At 61.2% G+C, this 16,989-nt stretch carries 14 protein-coding genes; 8 read left to right on the top strand and 6 right to left on the bottom strand.

All coding sequences use genetic code 11. The annotated features are described in order from the left end of the window. Nucleotides 1–96: 96 nt before the first annotated feature. Together GIV26_RS08050 and GIV26_RS08045 are read right to left on the bottom strand one after the other, a co-directional pair. Complete coding sequence (locus GIV26_RS08050; protein ID WP_034128888.1) at nt 97–984, bottom strand: 3-keto-5-aminohexanoate cleavage protein; 888 nt, start codon at nt 982–984, stop codon at nt 97–99. Nucleotides 985–1,070: 86 nt separating this feature from the next. Beyond that, the gene (locus GIV26_RS08045) at nt 1,071–2,015 is read right to left on the bottom strand and encodes a choline ABC transporter substrate-binding protein (protein ID WP_236280020.1); all 945 of its coding nucleotides are present in this window, start codon (nt 2,013–2,015) and stop codon (nt 1,071–1,073) included. 194 nt (nt 2,016–2,209) lie between these two features. Between GIV26_RS08045 and GIV26_RS08040 the strand changes: the two genes are divergently transcribed. Continuing rightward, nucleotides 2,210–3,154, top strand: coding sequence for a GlxA family transcriptional regulator (locus GIV26_RS08040; protein ID WP_197880522.1), 945 nt, complete (start codon nt 2,210–2,212; stop codon nt 3,152–3,154). A gap of 131 nt (nt 3,155–3,285) precedes the next feature. Here GIV26_RS08040 and GIV26_RS08035 read toward each other — a convergent pair whose 3' ends face one another. The 3 genes from GIV26_RS08035 to GIV26_RS08025 form a co-directional block, all read right to left on the bottom strand. Beyond that, nucleotides 3,286–3,702, bottom strand: coding sequence for a DUF3010 family protein (locus GIV26_RS08035; protein WP_236280018.1), 417 nt, complete (start codon nt 3,700–3,702; stop codon nt 3,286–3,288). A 37-nt stretch (nt 3,703–3,739) separates the two neighbouring features. Further along, a complete protein-coding gene (locus GIV26_RS08030; protein ID WP_198862366.1) occupies nt 3,740–4,354 on the bottom strand; it encodes a hypothetical protein in 615 nt (204 codons plus the stop codon). 95 nt (nt 4,355–4,449) lie between these two features. Continuing rightward, a complete protein-coding gene (locus GIV26_RS08025) occupies nt 4,450–4,851 on the bottom strand; it encodes a lysozyme inhibitor LprI family protein (RefSeq protein WP_014720247.1) in 402 nt (133 codons plus the stop codon). 218 nt (nt 4,852–5,069) lie between these two features. Between GIV26_RS08025 and GIV26_RS08020 the strand changes: the two genes are divergently transcribed. The 6 genes from GIV26_RS08020 (at nt 5,070) to etfB (ending at nt 12,814) form a co-directional block, all read left to right on the top strand. After that, nucleotides 5,070–6,047: a dipeptidase gene (locus GIV26_RS08020; RefSeq protein ID WP_032879065.1), complete on the top strand. Its 978-nt coding sequence runs from the start codon at nt 5,070–5,072 to the stop codon at nt 6,045–6,047. A 78-nt stretch (nt 6,048–6,125) separates the two neighbouring features. After that, a complete protein-coding gene (locus GIV26_RS08015; protein ID WP_008033249.1) occupies nt 6,126–6,656 on the top strand; it encodes a DUF5943 domain-containing protein in 531 nt (176 codons plus the stop codon). A gap of 15 nt (nt 6,657–6,671) precedes the next feature. After that, nucleotides 6,672–8,732 (top strand): dimethylglycine demethylation protein DgcA, encoded by a 2,061-nt coding sequence (gene dgcA / locus GIV26_RS08010; RefSeq protein ID WP_003194876.1) that lies wholly within the window; start codon nt 6,672–6,674, stop codon nt 8,730–8,732. Nucleotides 8,733–8,869: 137 nt separating this feature from the next. Then, on the top strand, nt 8,870–10,813 hold the full coding sequence (dgcB, locus tag GIV26_RS08005; RefSeq protein ID WP_054898201.1) for a dimethylglycine demethylation protein DgcB: 1,944 nt from the start codon (nt 8,870–8,872) through the stop codon (nt 10,811–10,813). After that, nucleotides 10,813–12,033 (top strand): electron transfer flavoprotein subunit alpha, encoded by a 1,221-nt coding sequence (etfA, locus tag GIV26_RS08000; RefSeq protein WP_236280016.1) that lies wholly within the window; start codon nt 10,813–10,815, stop codon nt 12,031–12,033. The genes dgcB and etfA overlap by 1 nt, the downstream gene beginning before the upstream one ends. 10 nt (nt 12,034–12,043) lie before the next feature. After that, nucleotides 12,044–12,814, top strand: coding sequence for an electron transfer flavoprotein subunit beta (etfB, locus tag GIV26_RS07995; RefSeq protein ID WP_057976578.1), 771 nt, complete (start codon nt 12,044–12,046; stop codon nt 12,812–12,814). A gap of 843 nt (nt 12,815–13,657) precedes the next feature. Here the strand turns inward: etfB and gbcA are convergent. Further along, entirely contained in the window at nt 13,658–14,953 is a 1,296-nt protein-coding gene (gene gbcA, locus GIV26_RS07990; protein ID WP_032894948.1) for a glycine-betaine demethylase subunit GbcA, read from the bottom strand. 282 nt (nt 14,954–15,235) lie between these two features. Here gbcA and gbcB point away from each other — a divergent pair, with 282 nt between their 5' ends. After that, entirely contained in the window at nt 15,236–16,336 is a 1,101-nt protein-coding gene (gene gbcB / locus GIV26_RS07985; RefSeq protein ID WP_014720237.1) for a glycine-betaine demethylase subunit GbcB, read from the top strand. Nucleotides 16,337–16,989: the final 653 nt, after the last annotated feature.

Here is a 16,989-nt window from a genome sequence, read left to right as displayed (position 1 = left end):
CCCGCGATGGCGGCATTGCAGGCTACAAAGATGTGGCAGATTCACTGGCCTCATCGCGGGCAAGCCCGGCTCCCCCAGGGTTGTGTGGTGTCTGTGTTAGCCGCGTTGGGTCAGGCCCATCTTGATGCGGCCTTCGGCTGGGGTCAGGACCCTTGCGCCTAACCGGCTGAGAATTTCACTGGCGCGTTCCACCAACTGCCCATTGGTGGCGAGCACGCCCTTGTCCAGCCACAGGTTGTCCTCCAGGCCCACCCGTACGTTGCCGCCCAGCAGCACCGCCTGCGCGGCCATTGGCATTTGCATGCGGCCAATGCCGAAGCCGGCCCACACCGCGTCGGCGGGCAGGTTATCGACCATGGCTTTCATGGTGGTGGTGTCGGCCGGTGCGCCCCAGGGAATGCCCAGGCACAGTTGGAACAGCGGGTTATCCAGCAGCCCTTCCTTGATCATCTGCTTGGCGAACCACAGGTGGCCGGTGTCGAAAATTTCCAGCTCGGCCTTTACGCCCAATTCCTGGATACGTTTGGCGCCGGCACGCAGTTGCGCCGGGGTGGACACGTAAATGGTGTCGCCATCGCCGAAGTTCAGCGTGCCGCAGTCCAGGGTGCAGATTTCCGGCAGCAGTTCTTCAACGTGGGCCAGGCGGGTCAGCGGGCCCACCAGGTCGGTATTGGGCCCGAACTCCATGGGATTCTCGCCGCCACCGATCTCCAGGTCGCCACCCATGCCGGCGGTGAGGTTGACGATGATGTCGATGTCGGCCTCGCGGATGCGCTCCATCACTTCGCGGTACAGCGCGACGTCGCGACTGAACTTGCCGGTCTCGGGGTCGCGTACGTGGCAATGCACGACCGTGGCGCCGGCCTTGGCGGCCTCCACGGCAGCGGCGGCGATTTGCTTGGGAGTGACCGGCACGTGGGGGCTTCTGGCGGTCGTGTCGCCAGCACCGGTGAGTGCGCAGGTGATGATGACGTCGTGGTTCATGGGGCGGTTCCTTACAGGCGGGTGATTTCAAGGCGCAGGGCGCCGTTCGCAACCTTCAGGGGTTGCGAAGCGGTGATCTGGATGGGTTATTTCGTGGTCAATTGCAGGTTGGCGGCAGCCGGTTTGCCGTCGAAGGTGGTCAAACCCTCCAGCCAGCGCGCCTGGTCTTGCGGGTGATCCTTGAGCCACTGCTTGGCGGATTCGATGGCATCCTTGTGGTCCAGCAGCGGTTGCATCATGCGGCTCTCGTCGGCGGCGGTGAACGTCAGGTTGGTCAGCAGCTTATGCACGTTGGGGCACTGCTCGGCGTAGGCCGGCGCGGTCACGGTCCACACGGTGGCCATGCCTTCGTTCGGGCCCAGGGCGCCTTCGCTGCCGGTGAGGTAAGTCATCGCCACATTGACGTTCATCGGGTGCGGTGCCCAACCAAAGAACACCACGGCTTCCTTGCGGCGCACGGCACGGTCTACGGCCGCCAACATGCCGGCTTCGCTGGACTCCACCAACTGGAACTTGCCCAGGCCGAACTGGTTTTTGGCGATCATCGCCTTGATCTGCGTATTGGCCCCCGAGCCCGGCTCGATGCCATAAATCTTGCCGCCCAGCTCTTTCTCGAACCTGGCGATGTCGGCAAAGGTTTTCAGGCCCTTGTCCGCCAGATAAGTCGGCACTGCGAGGGTGGCGCGGGCGTCTTCCAGGCTGGGTTTTTCGAGGACCTTGACTTGCTTGGCGTCGACGAACGGCGTGATGGTTTGGGTCATCAGCGGGTTCCAGTAACCCAGAAACAGGTCCAGGCGCTGGTCGCGGATGCCGGCAAAGATGATTTGCTGCGAGGCGCTGGTTTGTTTGGTCTTGTAGCCGAGGCCATCGAGCAGCACCTGGGCCATGGCGCTGGTGGCGATGACGTCGGTCCAGTTGACCACGCCCATGCGTACGTTCTGGCATGAAGCGGCATCCGCTGCCAGGGCGTTAGTGCTCAAAATGGCGCTGGCGCTGAGTGCAAGTACGCAGCGGCTGATCAGTCGGTTCATGGGTGGAGCCCTCGGCAGTCGTTATTGTGGGTGCCGGCGTCTTTGTGCGCCGTGGGATCACGTTACGCAGCTTGGCGCCCCGCAAAGCGCACGGCGGCGACCCACTCTTGCACTGCAGCGACCTGGGCTCTTGAATGGCCGGTTGAACTGGCGTATCACAGTGACCACGCTGCCCGTATGACGAGAGCGCCACCATGTCCCAGGATGTCTATTTCTTGCTGATGCCGGGTTTCTCGGCCCTCGGTTTTATCTCCGCGCTGGAACCGTTGCGCGTGGCCAATCGCTTTCGCGGCGAGCTGTACCGCTGGCACATCTTGAGTGCCGATGGCGGCGCGGTACTGGCGAGCAACGGCATGTCGGTCAACGTCGATGCCGCGCTGGAACCGTTGAAAAAAGGCGCGACCTTACTGGTGGTGGCCGGCTTCGAACCCCTGCAGTTCGCCACGCCCGCCCTGGAGCATTGGCTGCGCCGCCTCGACCATGAGGGTGTGACCCTCGGTGCCATCGACACCGGCGCCTGCGTGCTGGCCGAGGCGGGCCTGCTTGACGGCCACCGCCTGACCTTGCACTGGGAAGCCATCGACGCCTTCAAGGAGGCCTATCCGCACCTGAGCGTGACCCAGGAACTGTTCGAAATCGACCGGCGCCGCATCACCTGCGCCGGCGGCACCGCGTCCATCGATTTGATGCTCGATCTCATCGCTCAGGCTCACGGCCCGGAGCTGGCGATCCAGGTTTCCGAGCAATTCGTACTCGGCCGCATCCGCCCCCGCAAGGACCACCAGCGCATGCAGATCGCCACGCGCTACGGCATCAATAACAAGAAACTGGTGCACGTGATCGGCGAAATGGAACAGCACACCGAACCGCCCCTGAGCACCTTGGCCCTGGCCGAAACGATCAAGGTCACCCGACGCCAACTGGAGCGGCTGTTTCGCCTGCACCTGAACGATACGCCGAGCAATTTCTACCTGGGCCTGCGCCTGGAAAAAGCCCGCAAACTGCTGCGCCAGAGCGACATGAGCGTGCTGGAAGTGAGTATTGCGTGCGGGTTTGAGTCTCCGTCGTATTTCACCAGGAGCTATCGCGCAAGGTTTGCCAAATGCCCGCGGGAGGATCGGCGACGGGAGGTGGTTTGATCGTTTTTTAGTCAATTATAGTGGGGGCTATAATTTATAGTCGTTTCCATAATTGGGTATAAAACTCCTTTAATGGCGCCGCGATAACACCATCATCGCACCGCCCCTCCCACGTTGAGTTGTGGTGTAGCTTACTTTTTCAGCAGGGCCGAGCATGCCGCCTTGTAGGCTTCATGCTGGTACTTGTTCAGCGTCGCGGGCAGATCAAAGGTGTGCTTCTTGTTCTGTGCATTGATGGTCTGCGGCGACAGCAGCGTCACCTCCACCCCATCCAGCAACTGAAACACCCCTTCGATCTTGAACGTCGTCGGGCCACCGGCGAACTCGCCTTTTTTACTGCGTTTCTTGATCGCGATACGGGTAATGGTGTTCGCCTGTACGAACGCCTTCACCTGGGCGGCAAAGGCTTTGACGTTGGCTGCTTCGTCGTCGTCTTCAAGGGCGATTTTCTTGGTGGCCAGGGCGACGTGGGTCAGCGCCTGGTTGTTCAGGGAGGCGACGGCGATGATGGCTTCGCTGCCTTTGATTTCGATGCCGCAGATGGTCATGTAATGCTCCGCGTCCCAGAAAATGCTCGTGGGTAAGTTATTTATTGGGGCGCATGATACCGCCCAGCTCAAACAGCTTCTTTACGGTGTCGCTCATGGGCTGCATTTGAGATATCTCGATGTGCAATTTCAACAAGCTGGCTTTCTTGATTTCTTCGTCGAGTTCATTCTGGCGCTCGTTTGGCTCGTGGATTTTTTTGCGCCAGCCGCTCAGGCCAAATACGGTTAGAGATGATGCGACGAGGGCGTATATAACGAGTACGATCAATGACAACGTCTCTCGAGCATGTACGAAGTTGAAAGCCAGATCGAGCGTATCAGGATCAGCGGGTTTATAGCCGGCACTCATCTCTTTTTGGATATTCAATACGTTCTTTAAGAAGATCGGATCGTTATTTAGCTCCTTTGAAAGCTGCGGAATCCAGTCCTTCTCGTTGTCCTTTCCGTCCAGCGCGGTGATGCGTTTGCTGAACAATCTTTGATTATGTTGGCTTGAAAAGTTGTCGAGAGACGCATCGGTTTGTGCCTCGATTCGATAATCCAGGTAAGCCAATGCCAAGATGACAAACAGCGCACCGCCGAGCATCAGCAGGCCGCAAACAGCGGCAAATTTGTACAGGTTGTCGGTGGGAGGGGTAGGAAACCATTGCATTGTTCAGCACTCATCCTTGAGAGGGAAAGCATCATTAAATTTGAGGATCGCTGCTTGAGCAGTCGGTGACTTGCTTGGCCAATAGGGTGCGTAAATCACTCCTGCCCAATCGACTCCAAAAACTCCGACCGCTCATCACTCATGCGCGCCAGGCAGTCGTTGTGCGCAATCGCATAGGCCTTGGTGCCGGTCACTGCCGGGAAGGTGTCCACTGCACAATCGGCGTCGCGCAGTTTTTCCCACTTCTGCTGCGCATCCTTCAGACGGGCGGTAATGTCCGCCAGTTTGGTCTTGTCGCTGCCGTAGGTCGAACCCATGCGCTCCAGCAACCCCTGATAGTTATCTTTGAGCAATTGCTCGGCGGTGGTCTTGTTGTAGGTGGCGCATTCCAAGGTTTGCTGGTCGTTCTCGATACCGTCGCACGGCGTGCTGTCGGTGTCTTCGGCCGCGTGGGCGGTGGTTGCGATGAGTGCCAAAGCCAGGAAAATCGATTTCATTGCGCCGTCTCATATCACGTGATGCGCAATTCTGGCTCAAGCGTAAGACAAAGAACAGCCGACCGTGGGGCCTGTCTTCGCAGGCTTTGTCGCGGATTGACGCTTTCGGCAATTCCCCTGTCGTTTTTGCACCCGGCTCCGTCGGTCCCTGGGCATATGCTGGCCCCAAAGCGCCGGCAGACGATTCGGCGCATGAATCGCCAATAAGGGGACGCCTGATGAGCCCAGCCGAGTTGCACGCCGACAGCATCGTTATCGACGGTCTGATTATTGCCAAGTGGAACCGCGACCTGTTCGAAGACATGCGCAAAGGTGGCCTCACCGCCGCCAACTGCACGGTGTCGGTGTGGGAAGGCTTCCAGGCCACGATCAATAACATTGTCGCCAGCCAGACCCTGATCCGTGAGAACAGCGACCTGGTGATCCCGGTGAAAACCACCGCCGACATCCGTCGCGCCAAGGAGCAGGGCAAGACCGGCATCATCTTCGGCTTCCAGAATGCCCATGCCTTTGAGGACCAGCTCGGCTATGTCGAGATCTTCAAGCAGCTCGGCGTGGGGGTGGTGCAGATGTGCTACAACACCCAGAACCTGGTGGGCACCGGCTGCTACGAGCGTGATGGCGGCCTGTCGGGTTTCGGGCGTGAGATCGTCGCCGAGATGAACCGCGTCGGCATCATGTGCGACCTGTCCCACGTGGGCTCCAAGACCAGTGAAGAGGTCATCCTCGAATCGAAAAAGCCGGTGTGCTACTCCCACTGCCTGCCGTCCGGGCTTAAAGAGCACCCGCGCAACAAGTCCGATGAAGAGCTGAAGTTCATCGCCGACCATGGCGGTTTTGTCGGCGTGACCATGTTCGCGCCGTTCCTGGCCAAGGGCATCGACTCGACTATCGACGACTACGCCGAAGCCATCGAATACACCATGAACATCGTCGGCGAAGACGCCATCGGCATCGGCACCGACTTCACCCAGGGCCATGGCCAGGATTTCTTCGAAATGCTCACCCATGACAAGGGCTACGCCCGCCGCCTGACCAGCTTCGGCAAGATCATCAACCCGCTGGGCATCCGCACCGTGGGTGAGTTCCCCAACCTCACCGAGACCCTGCTCAAGCGCGGCCACAGCGAGCGCGTGGTGCGCAAGATCATGGGCGAGAACTGGGTCAACGTGCTCAAGGACGTCTGGGGCGAATAAGCCACTGCTCGCTTAATCCTTCACCCGCCGCCATCCGCGCGGCGGGCATCAAAACGAATTTTCTGGAGTTGAGTTTCCATGGCCAAGATCGCCCCGCAATTGCCAATTGAAGTCGACAGCGAAACCGGTGTCTGGACCTCCGACGCCCTGCCGATGCTGTACGTGCCACGCCATTTCTTCGTCAACAACCACATGGGTATCGAAGAAGTACTGGGGGCCGACGCCTACGCCGAGATCCTCTACAAGGCCGGCTACAAATCCGCCTGGCACTGGTGTGAAAAAGAAGCTGAATGCCACGGCCTGGAAGGCGTCGCGGTGTTCGAGCACTACATGAAGCGCCTGTCGCAACGCGGCTGGGGCCTGTTCAAGATCCAGGACATCGACCTCGATAAAGGCACCGCCAGCGTCAAGCTTGAGCATTCAGCTTTTGTGTATGTCTACGGCAAGGTCGGACGCAAAGTGGACTACATGTTCACCGGCTGGTTTGCCGGCGCCATGGACCAGATTCTTCAAGCGCGTGGCAGCAAGATCCGCACTGTCGCCGAACAAGTCTACGGAGGCTCCGAAGAGGGCCACGATGATGGTTTGTTCACCGTCAAACCGTTGTAAGCCGAGGACCGTGCCATGGCTTTCGAAGCAATGTTCCAGCCGATCCAGATCGGCAAACTGACCATCCGCAACCGGGTGCTCAGCACTGCGCATGCCGAGGTGTATGCCACCGACGGCGGCATGACCACCGACCGCTATGTGAAGTACTACGAAGAGAAAGCCAAGGGCGGTATTGGCCTGGCGATCTGCGGTGGTTCCTCCGTGGTGGCCATCGACAGCCCGCAGGAATGGTGGGCGTCGGTGAACCTGTCCACCGACCGCATCATCCCGCACTTCCAGAATCTGGCCGATGCCATGCACAAGCATGGCGCCAAGATCATGATCCAGATTACCCACATGGGCCGGCGCTCGCGTTGGGACGGCTTCAACTGGCCGACCCTGATGTCGCCGTCCGGCGTGCGTGAGCCGGTGCACCGTGCCACCTGCAAGACCATCGAGCCAGAAGAAATCTGGCGTGTGATCGGCAACTACGCCCAGGCTGCGCGTCGGGCCAAGGCCGGTGGCCTGGACGGGGTGGAATTGTCGGCCGTGCACCAGCACATGATCGACCAGTTCTGGAGCCCGCGGGTCAACAAGCGTACCGACGAGTGGGGCGGCAGCTTCGAGGGCCGCATGAAGTTCGGCCTGGAAGTGTTGAAGGCCGTGCGTGCCGAAGTGGGGGATGACTTCTGTGTGGGCATGCGCCTGTGCGGTGACGAATTCCACCCGGACGGCTTGTCCCACGAGGACATGAAGCAAATCGCCAAGTACTACGATGACACCGGCATGCTCGATTTCATCGGCGTGGTGGGCTCGGGTTGCGACACCCACAACACCCTGGCCAACGTCATCCCGAACATGAGCTACCCGCCGGAGCCGTTCCTGCACCTGGCGGCCGGCATCAAGGAAGTGGTCAAGGTTCCGGTGCTGCACGCGCAGAACATCAAGGACCCGAACCAGGCCACGCGCATTCTGGAAGGCGGCTATGTGGACATGGTCGGCATGACCCGTGCGCACATCGCCGACCCGCACCTGATCGCCAAGATCAAGATGGGCCAGATCGACCAGATCAAGCAGTGCGTGGGCGCCAACTACTGCATCGACCGCCAGTACCAGGGCCTGGATGTGCTGTGCATCCAGAACGCCGCGACCTCCCGTGAATACATGGGCGTGCCGCACATCATCGAGAAGTCCACCGGGCCCAAGCGCAAGGTGGTTGTGGTGGGGGCCGGCCCGGCCGGGATGGAAGCCGCGCGCGTGGCGGCTGAACGTGGCCACGACGTGACGCTGTTCGAGAAAAAGGAGTTTATCGGCGGGCAAATCACCACGGCATCGAAAGCGCCGCAACGTGACCAGATCGCCGGTATCACCCGTTGGTATCAACTGGAGCTGGCGCGTTTGAAAGTCGACCTGCGCCTGGGTGTTGCAGCCGATGCCGAGACCATCCTGGACGTGCGTCCGGACGTGGTGGTGCTGGCGGTGGGCGGGCACCCGTTCATCGAGCAGAACGAACACTGGGGCGCTGCCGAAGGCTTGGTAGTGAGCAGTTGGGACGTGCTCGACGGCAAGGTGCTGCCTGGCAAGAACGTGCTGGTGTACGACACCATCTGTGAATTCACCGGGATGTCGGTCGCCGACTTCCTGGCCGACAAAGGCAGCCAGGTGGAGATCGTCACCGACGACATCAAGCCAGGCGTGGCAATCGGCGGTACGTCGTTCCCCACGTACTACCGCAGCATGTACCCCAAGGAAGTGATCATGACCGGCGACATGATGCTGGAAAAGGTCTACCGCGAGGGCGACAAGCTGGTGGCCGTGCTGGAGAACGAATACACCGGCGCCAAAGAGGAGCGGGTGGTCGACCAGGTCGTGGTGGAGAACGGCGTGCGTCCGGACGAGGCCATTTACTACGGGCTCAAGGAAGGTTCGCGCAACAAGGGCCAGATCGACGTTGAAGCGCTGTTTGCGATCAAGCCGCAGCCATGCCTGAGCGAGGCGGGCGAGGGGTACTTGCTGTTCCGCATTGGTGACTGTGTGGCCCAGCGCAATACCCACGCCGCCATCTATGACGCCCTGCGCTTGTGCAAGGATTTCTGACGCACCTGATCGTTCCCACGCTCTGCGTGGGAATGCCGCCCTGGACGCTCCGCGTCTGCTTTTAAGGTCGTGACGCAGAGCGTCACAGGATGCATGCCCACGCAGAGCGTGGGAACGATCTTAGTGGGAGCTTCACCATGCTGAATACCCTTCTTCCCATCCTGCTTTTTGCCGCCCTGGGCCTCGCCGTCCTCGGCGCCTTGCGCCGGGTGAACATGTGGCGCCGTGGCCGCGCGTCCAAAGTCGACCTGCTGGGTGGCCTCTTGGCCATGCCCAAGCGTTACATGGTCGACCTGCACCACGTGGTCGCCCGTGACAAATACATCGCCAACACCCACGTAGCGACGGCGCTGGGTTTTGTGCTGTCGGCGCTGCTGGCGATTGTGGTGCACGGTTTCGGCCTGCAGAGCCGCATTCTTGGTTATGCCCTGCTGCTGGCGTCGACATTGATGTTTGTCGGCGCGATCTTCATGTACCTGCGCCGCCGCAATCCGCCTGCCCGCCTGTCCAAAGGCCCGTGGATGCGCCTGCCGAAAAGCCTGATGGCCTTCTCGGTGAGCTTCTTCCTGGTGACCTTGCCGGTGGCCGGGATTCTGCCCGTCGACTTCGGCGGCTGGCTGCTCGCGGCATTGCTGAGCGTGGGCGTGTTGTGGGGCGTGTCCGAAATGTTCTTCGGCATGACCTGGGGTGGGCCGATGAAACACGCGTTTGCCGGAGCCCTGCACCTGGCCTGGCACCGTCGCGCCGAACGCTTTGGCGGTGGCCGCTCCACCGGTTTGAAACCCTTGGACCTGAGCGATAAAACCGCGCCACTGGGCGTGGAAAAACCCAAGGACTTCACCTGGAACCAACTGCTCGGCTTCGACGCCTGCGTGCAGTGCGGCAAGTGCGAAGCGGCGTGCCCGGCGTTTGCCGCCGGCCAGCCACTGAACCCGAAAAAACTCATTCAGGACATGGTGGTCGGTTTGGCCGGTGGCACCGATGCCAAGTTCGCCGGCAGCCCGTACCCCGGCAAACCGGTGGGCGAACACGGCGGCAACCCGCACCAGCCGATCGTCAACGGCCTGGTGGACGCCGAGACCCTGTGGTCGTGCACCACCTGCCGCGCTTGCGTGGAAGAGTGCCCGATGATGATCGAGCATGTGGACGCTATCGTCGACATGCGCCGCCACCTCACCCTGGAAAAAGGCGCCACGCCGAACAAGGGCGCTGAAGTCCTGGAAAACCTGATCGCTACCGACAACCCCGGCGGGTTTGCCCCCGGTGGGCGCCTGAACTGGGCGGCAGACCTGAACCTGCCGTTGCTCAGCGACAAAGGCAGTTGCGATGTGCTGTTCTGGGTCGGCGATGGCGCCTTCGACATGCGTAACCAGCGTACCCTGCGCGCTTTCGTCAAAGTGCTCAAGGCCGCCAAGGTCGATTTCGCCGTGCTCGGCCTGGAAGAACGCGACAGCGGTGACGTGGCGCGGCGCCTCGGTGACGAAGCGACATTCCAGTTGCTGGCCACGCGCAATATCCAGACCCTGGCCAAGTACAGCTTCAAGCGCATCGTCACCTGCGATCCGCACAGCTTCCATGTGCTGAAAAACGAATACGGCGCCTTCAACGGCAACTACCGCGTGCAGCACCACAGCACCTTCATGGCCGAGCTGATCGGCGAGGGCGCGCTGAACCTGGGCCAGCACAAAGGCAACAGCGTGACCTACCACGACCCGTGCTACCTGGGCCGCTACAACGGCGAATACGAGGCGCCGCGCCAAGTGCTGCGGGCTTTGGGTATCGAGGTCAAGGAAATGCAACGCTCGGGCTTCCGTTCACGCTGCTGCGGTGGCGGTGGCGGTGCGCCGATCACTGACATCCCCGGCAAGCAACGTATCCCCGATATGCGCATGGACGACATACGCGAGACCGGTGCCGAACTGGTGGCCGTGGGTTGCCCGCAATGCACGGCGATGCTTGAAGGCGTGGTCGAACCGCGCCCGTTGATCAAGGACATCGCCGAACTGGTAGCCGACGCGTTGCTTGAAGACGCCGCGCCGGCCAAAGCCCCCGTCAAGCGTGAACCTGCGGAGGTGCACTAATGAGCGATATTATCCGCCGCGACCCCCGGGCCGAATGGATCGCCCGTAACCGCCTGCACCCGTTGCACGCGGCGATGCAGCCGGTGCAACACAGCTGGATGGGGCCCAACGGCATCATTCGCAAAAACGTGCATGGTGTCGGTTTTATCGGGCCCAACGGCATCAAGCGCATCGACCGCAGCGGTGCCCAGCAGGGCGGCGCGGCCAAGCGCACCGCGGCAGTGGAAGTGAAATTGCCGCTGCATCAAGTGCCGACCCCGGCGTTCTACATCAACGTGGTGCCGGACATGGTCGGTGGCCGCCTGAGCAGCCACGACCGCGACCTGCTTGGCTTGGCGCGCCAACTGGCCGGTAATGACGGCGCGGTGTTGGCAGTGGTGTTCGGTGAACATAAGGAAAGCGCCTTTGCCACGGCCGGCGTCGACCGGCTGCTGGTGCTGGAGGGGCATGAGTTCGAGGGTTATGCACCGGAGCAACGCGTGCAGGGCCTGCGCGCTGTGGATAACCAATTCAGCCCGCGCCACTGGTTGCTGCCAGACAGCCGCAGCGGTGGTGGTGAGCTGGGGCGGCGCTTTGCCGCCAGCCTCAAGGAGCGCCCGGCGACGCGGGTGTGGCAGATCAAGGGCGAGGAATGCATCGGCCGTGCCGGTGCCGGCCAGGAAGACCTGGCGCGGCCGTTGCCCCGTCTGATCCTCGCTGCCGCCGAATGTGCCGACCCGGTCAGCGAGACCCGCCACGAAGTCTTGCCCGTGGAGTTATCCACAAGCCTGGCGCGCAGTCTGCCGCGTATCGAAGACCTCGGCGCGGTGGCGGTCGATCCGGCAGCGATTCCGATGGCCGAGGCAGAGTTCATTTTCTCCGGTGGCAACGGCGTGAAGGATTGGGCGCTGTTCCACCAGACCGCCGCGGCCCTGGGCGCTACTGAAGGCGCCTCGCGGGTGGCAGTGGACGATGGCTTCATGGCGCGTGATCGCCAGGTCGGCGCCAGCGGCACCTGGGTGACTGCGCGGGTGTACGTGGCGGTGGGCATTTCCGGGGCGATCCAGCACCTGCAAGGCATCGGTGCCTGCGACAAGGTGGTGGCGATCAACCTCGACCCAGGGTGCGACATGATCAAGCGTGCCGACCTGTCGGTGATCGGCGAAAGCGCCGCGATACTGCACGCCTTGATCGCGGCGGTCGAGATCTACCGCAACGGCGCCAAGCGCGATGCAGCCTGAGGATATGACCATGACGAACACTGTATTCAGCCTGGTGTCCATCGGCGCTCACCCCACCTCCGGGCGTCCACGCCGTGCCGAGCAGGATGCGCGCGCGGTTGAGCTGGGGCTGCAACTGGCTGGGGATAAGTTGCAGGTGCTGCACGCCGGCAACATCGCCGAACCGACCCTGCGCAGCTACCTGGGCATGGGCCTGCCGCAACTGCAGGTACTGGAACAACCGGCCGGCTCGGATGCCTTGCCGGTGCTCTGTGAGTATCTGCGCGACGCCGGTGCTCAAGTGGTACTGACCGGGAGCCAGGCAGAAACCGGCGAAGGTTCGGGAATGCTGCCGTTCCTCTTGGCCGAGCAACTGGGCTGGCCGCTGATTGTGGGGCTGGCCCAGGTGGAGTCCATTGACGCCGGCGTAGCCCTGGTGCTGCAGGCGCTGCCTCGCGGCCAGCGGCGGCGCTTGAAGGTGCGCCTGCCGTTTCTCGCCACTGTGGATAACGCCGCGCCCAAGCCACGCCAGAGCGCCTACGGCCCGGCGCAACGGGGTGAACTGGCCGCCCATGACGTTGAGATTGAACACGACGAGTTATTCACAGGCGCACTGTTGCAACCGGCCAAGCCACGGCCAAAGCGCCTCAAGGTGATCAAGGCCAAGAGTGGTGCCGACCGTATGAAAGCCGCAACGGCCAAGGCCAGTGGCGGCGGTGGGCAGGTGCTCAAGGGCGTGAGCGCTGAAGAGGGCGCGCAAGCGATTCTCAAGCTTCTGGTAGAAGAGGGCGTCGTACGCTGAACCCTGACCACCACCAAACCTTGTGGGAGCTGGCTTGCCTGCGATAGCGGTGGGTCAGCAACCCATGCATCCGTTGACGTATTGCAATCGCGGGCAAGCCCGCTCCCGCACTTCCCTGCTTTATGTTGGGCTTACCCACAATGCCTGTTGATCCGCCTGTGGATAACCTGTTCGCGGGTGTCCACAAGCCCGGTGTATCAAGCTCTGCAGCCCTCTGTACGAAAAACAACCAACCTAACTTGCGGTTTTTACTCGGGTTTTTACCGGGTTGAGGCCTCGACTTGCCCCCAAAGTCTGTTGGCGCTTTTGTGGATAAGATGTTCGCTATCCGCTACAGGCCTTGTAAAGCGTGGTCTTCGAGGGATTGGTCAATAATTGATCAAATCTCGCTTAATCGCCGTTTAAACGGCTCGATATCCCCGATTCATGAGGGTTTCACGGGCTTTTCCACAACCCGGAAAAAGTTGCCCCCAAAGTCTGTTGGTGCATCTGTGGATAAGGTGTTCGCTTACCGCTGGAAGCCACGCTAATCAAGGCTATTGGAGGGTTGATCAATAAATGAGCAGCTCAAGATAAAACCTGCAAGTTTGAATAAGTCACGGATTTTCTTGATTTAATTTGCGAGCACGGCGCACTCGCCCACAATTGCTGTGGGTGGCTTTGTGGATAAGTTGTGGGGTAAAGGCTGGAGGGCAGGGCGCTAGGGGCTTGCGCGAGAACTGATGTAGGAGCGAGCTTGCTCGCGAAAAACGTCAACGATAACGCGTGTTCCCTGGATGAACGCGGTGCCTGTGAGTTTTTCGCGAGCAAGCTCGCTCCTACATTGTGATCTATGGGGGGCAGTTATTCGTGTGCGGCCACACCTTTTAGGTACGGCGCCGGAGCAGCACCCAGGTTGCTCAACATCCGCTCGCTGTACCAATCCACAAAATTCACCACGCCAAACTCATAGGTCTTGGAGTAAGGGCCTGGCTGGTAGGCGGTGGAGTTGATGCCGCGCTGGTTCTCTTCGGCCAGGCGGCGATCCTGGTCGTTGGTGGCATCCCACACCTGGCGCATGCGCTCCACGTCGTAGTCCACGCCTTCCACCGCGTCCTTGTGCACGATCCACTTGGTGGTGACCATGGTTTCCTGGGCGCTGATCGGCCACACGGTGAACACAATGATGTGGTCGCCCATGCAGTGGTTCCAGGAGTGCGGCAGGTGCAGGATGCGCATCGAGCCCAGGTCCGGGTTCTTGATGCGGCCCATGAGCTTGGCGCAGCCTTGTTTGCCATCTAGGGTCATCGACACAGTGCCCTTGAGCAGCGGCATGCGCACGATGCGGTTACGCAGGCCGAAGCTGGCGTGGGCGTAAGGGATTTTTTCGGCATCCCAAGCGGCAGCAGAAGCAGCCACGTGATCCTTGAACGCCTGGTCGGCGCGCGGGTCGGTAACGTCGTCCCATTCCAGCAGGGTTTTCAGCAGTTCCGGGTGCGAGGCGTTGCAGTGGTAGCACTCGCGGTTGTTTTCCAGCACCAGCTTCCAGTTGGCTTTTTCGAACAAGGTGGTCTGGATCGCCACCTTGGTGTTCTCCATGTCGTAGGGCTCCATGTAATGGCTGAGCGTCGACAGGAAGTCGTCAATGGCCGGTGGATTTTCGGCCAGGCTGATAAAGATGTAGCCGCCAGCAGTCTTCACGTTCACCGGCTTGAGGCCGTACTGCTTCATGTCGAAATCGGCGCCCATCTCGGTGCCGGCGAACAGCAGGCGGCCGTCCAGCTCGTAGGTCCACTGGTGGTAGTGGCACACCAATTTGGCGACCTTGCCCTTGTCGCTGGTGCACAAGCGCGAGCCACGGTGGCGGCAGACGTTGTGGAACGCATGCACCACGCCGTCGGCACCCCGGATCACGATGATTGGGTTCTTGCCCACTTGCAGGGTCAGGTAGTTGCCCTTGGTGGGGATTTCGCAGGTCATGCCGGCGATCAACCACTCTTTCTGGAAGATCTCCTGCATGTCGATATCAAACAACCGCTCATCAGAGTAGAACGGCTGCGGCAGCGAAAAAGTGCGCTCGCGCTCTTGCAGCATTTGCGCGGTGGCCTTGCGTGCGGGTTCCAGCGGATCGCCCAAGCTTAAGGTTGCGGTGACGTCCATCGTGTGTGTCCTCATGGCCATTCTGTGTGGCCGGCGAATAGTGGCTACGGTTGGTGCTGTGCAAGGCGTAAAGAACGCGTCTTTGTTGGGAGCGAGTGTGGGCCCGGCGTAACGTCGAACCTTATCCATGGGCGACATGGCCCAATCTGATCCCGACGCGCAAGCCCCTGTCTTTGGGGGCTGGTCGCCGTAAGTATGTGAATGTCGCAGATAGGTAAATGGGTGGTTCTCGCGTTACGCAGAATCGCCACCATAAGGCCGACGTCGGCGGTGGAGAACAACATGTCCAATAATTTCCTGAATCCGGTAACCACCCAGACCTGGGCCAATGGTCGGCACATCGTCCGCTGCGTCAAAGTCATCCAGGAAACCTGGGATGTGCGCACCTTCTGCTTCATGGCCGATCAGCCGATCCTGTTCTTTTTCAAGCCAGGGCAATTCGTCACTCTGGAGCTGGAAATCGAAGGCCAGCCGATCATGCGTTCGTACACGATTTCCAGCTCACCGTCGGTGCCTTACAGCTTTTCGGTGACCATCAAGCGTGTGCCGGGCGGCCGTGTCTCCAATTGGCTGCACGACACTTTGCACGAAGGCCAGGAGCTGGCGGTGCACGGCCCGGTCGGGCTGTTCAATGCCATCGACTTCCCGAGCCCGAAAGTGCTGTACCTCAGCGGCGGCGTTGGAATTACGCCGGTGATGTCCATGGCGCGCTGGTTCTATGACACCAACGCGAACGTCGACATGACCTTTATCCACAGCGCCCGCTCGCCCAAGGACATCATCTATCACCGCGAGCTGGAGCACATGGCGTCGCGGATCGACAACTTCAGCCTGCACCTGATTTGCGAAAAACACGGCCTGGGTGAGCCATGGGCCGGGTATCGCGGCTATCTGAACCACAAGATGCTGGAGCTGATGGTGCCGGACTTCCTGGAGCGCGAAGTGTTCTGCTGCGGCCCTACGCCGTACATGAATGCTGTGAAGCGCCTGCTGGAAGTCGCCGGTTTCGACATGACCCGTTATCACGAAGAGTCCTTTGGCGCGACACCGCCCGAAGCCCGTGCCGATGCGGTGGAGCAGGCCGAGCAAGCGGCGGATGCGCCGGAGATCGACCTGGCAGACCTGCATCAAGTGGAATTTATCGCGTCCGGCAAAAGCATTCGCGTGGCGCCGGGAGAAACGGTGCATGCCGCGGCGGCCAAGCTCGGCCTGCTGATCCCCAAGGCCTGCGGCATGGGCATCTGCGGTACGTGCAAGGTGATGAAACTGGGCGGCGAAGTGGAGATGGAGCACAACGGCGGGATTACCGAAGAGGACGAAGCCGAAGGCTATATCCTGTCGTGCTGCAGTGTGCCGAAGGGTGATGTACGCATCGAGTTCTGATCTGCTCGTTCCCACGCTCTGCGTGGTAACGCCTCCCAGGACGCTCCGCGTCCCGTCGCAACTGAAGGGTGACGCGGAGCGTCACGGGCTGCATTCCCACGCGGAGCGCGGGAACGATCTTTCCGGCAGCAGGCACATGCTCGTTCCCACGCTCTACGTGGTAACGCCTCCCAGGACGCTCCGCGTCCCGCCGCAGTTGAGGGGTGACGCGGAGCGTCACGGGCTGCATTCCCACGCGGAGCGCGGGAACGATCTTCCCGGCAGCAGGCACATGCTCGTTCCCACGCTCTGCGTGGTAACGCCTCCCAGGACGCTCCGCGTCCCGCCGCAGTTGAGGGGTGACGCGGAGCGTCACGGGCTGCATTCCCACGCGGAGCGCGGGAACGATCTTTCCGGCAGCAGGCACATGCTCGTTCCCACGCTCTGCGTGGTAACGCCTCCCAGGACGCTCCGCGTCCCGTCGCAGTTGAGGGGTGACGCGGAGCGTCACGGGCTGCATTCCCACGCGGAGCGCGGGAACGATCTTCCGGCAGCAGGCACATGCTCGTTCCCACGCTCTGCGTGGTAACGCCTCCCAGGACGCTCCGCGTCCCGCCGCAGTTGAGGGGTGACGCGGAGCGTCACGGGCTGCATTCCCACGCGGAGCGCGGGAA

The organism is Pseudomonas sp. PA-1-3F, from assembly GCF_021609665.1.
Lineage (GTDB): Bacteria > Pseudomonadota > Gammaproteobacteria > Pseudomonadales > Pseudomonadaceae > Aquipseudomonas > Aquipseudomonas paracarnis.
Note: the sequence above shows the minus strand (reverse complement) of the source record. Positions and strands in the feature narration are given on the sequence as shown.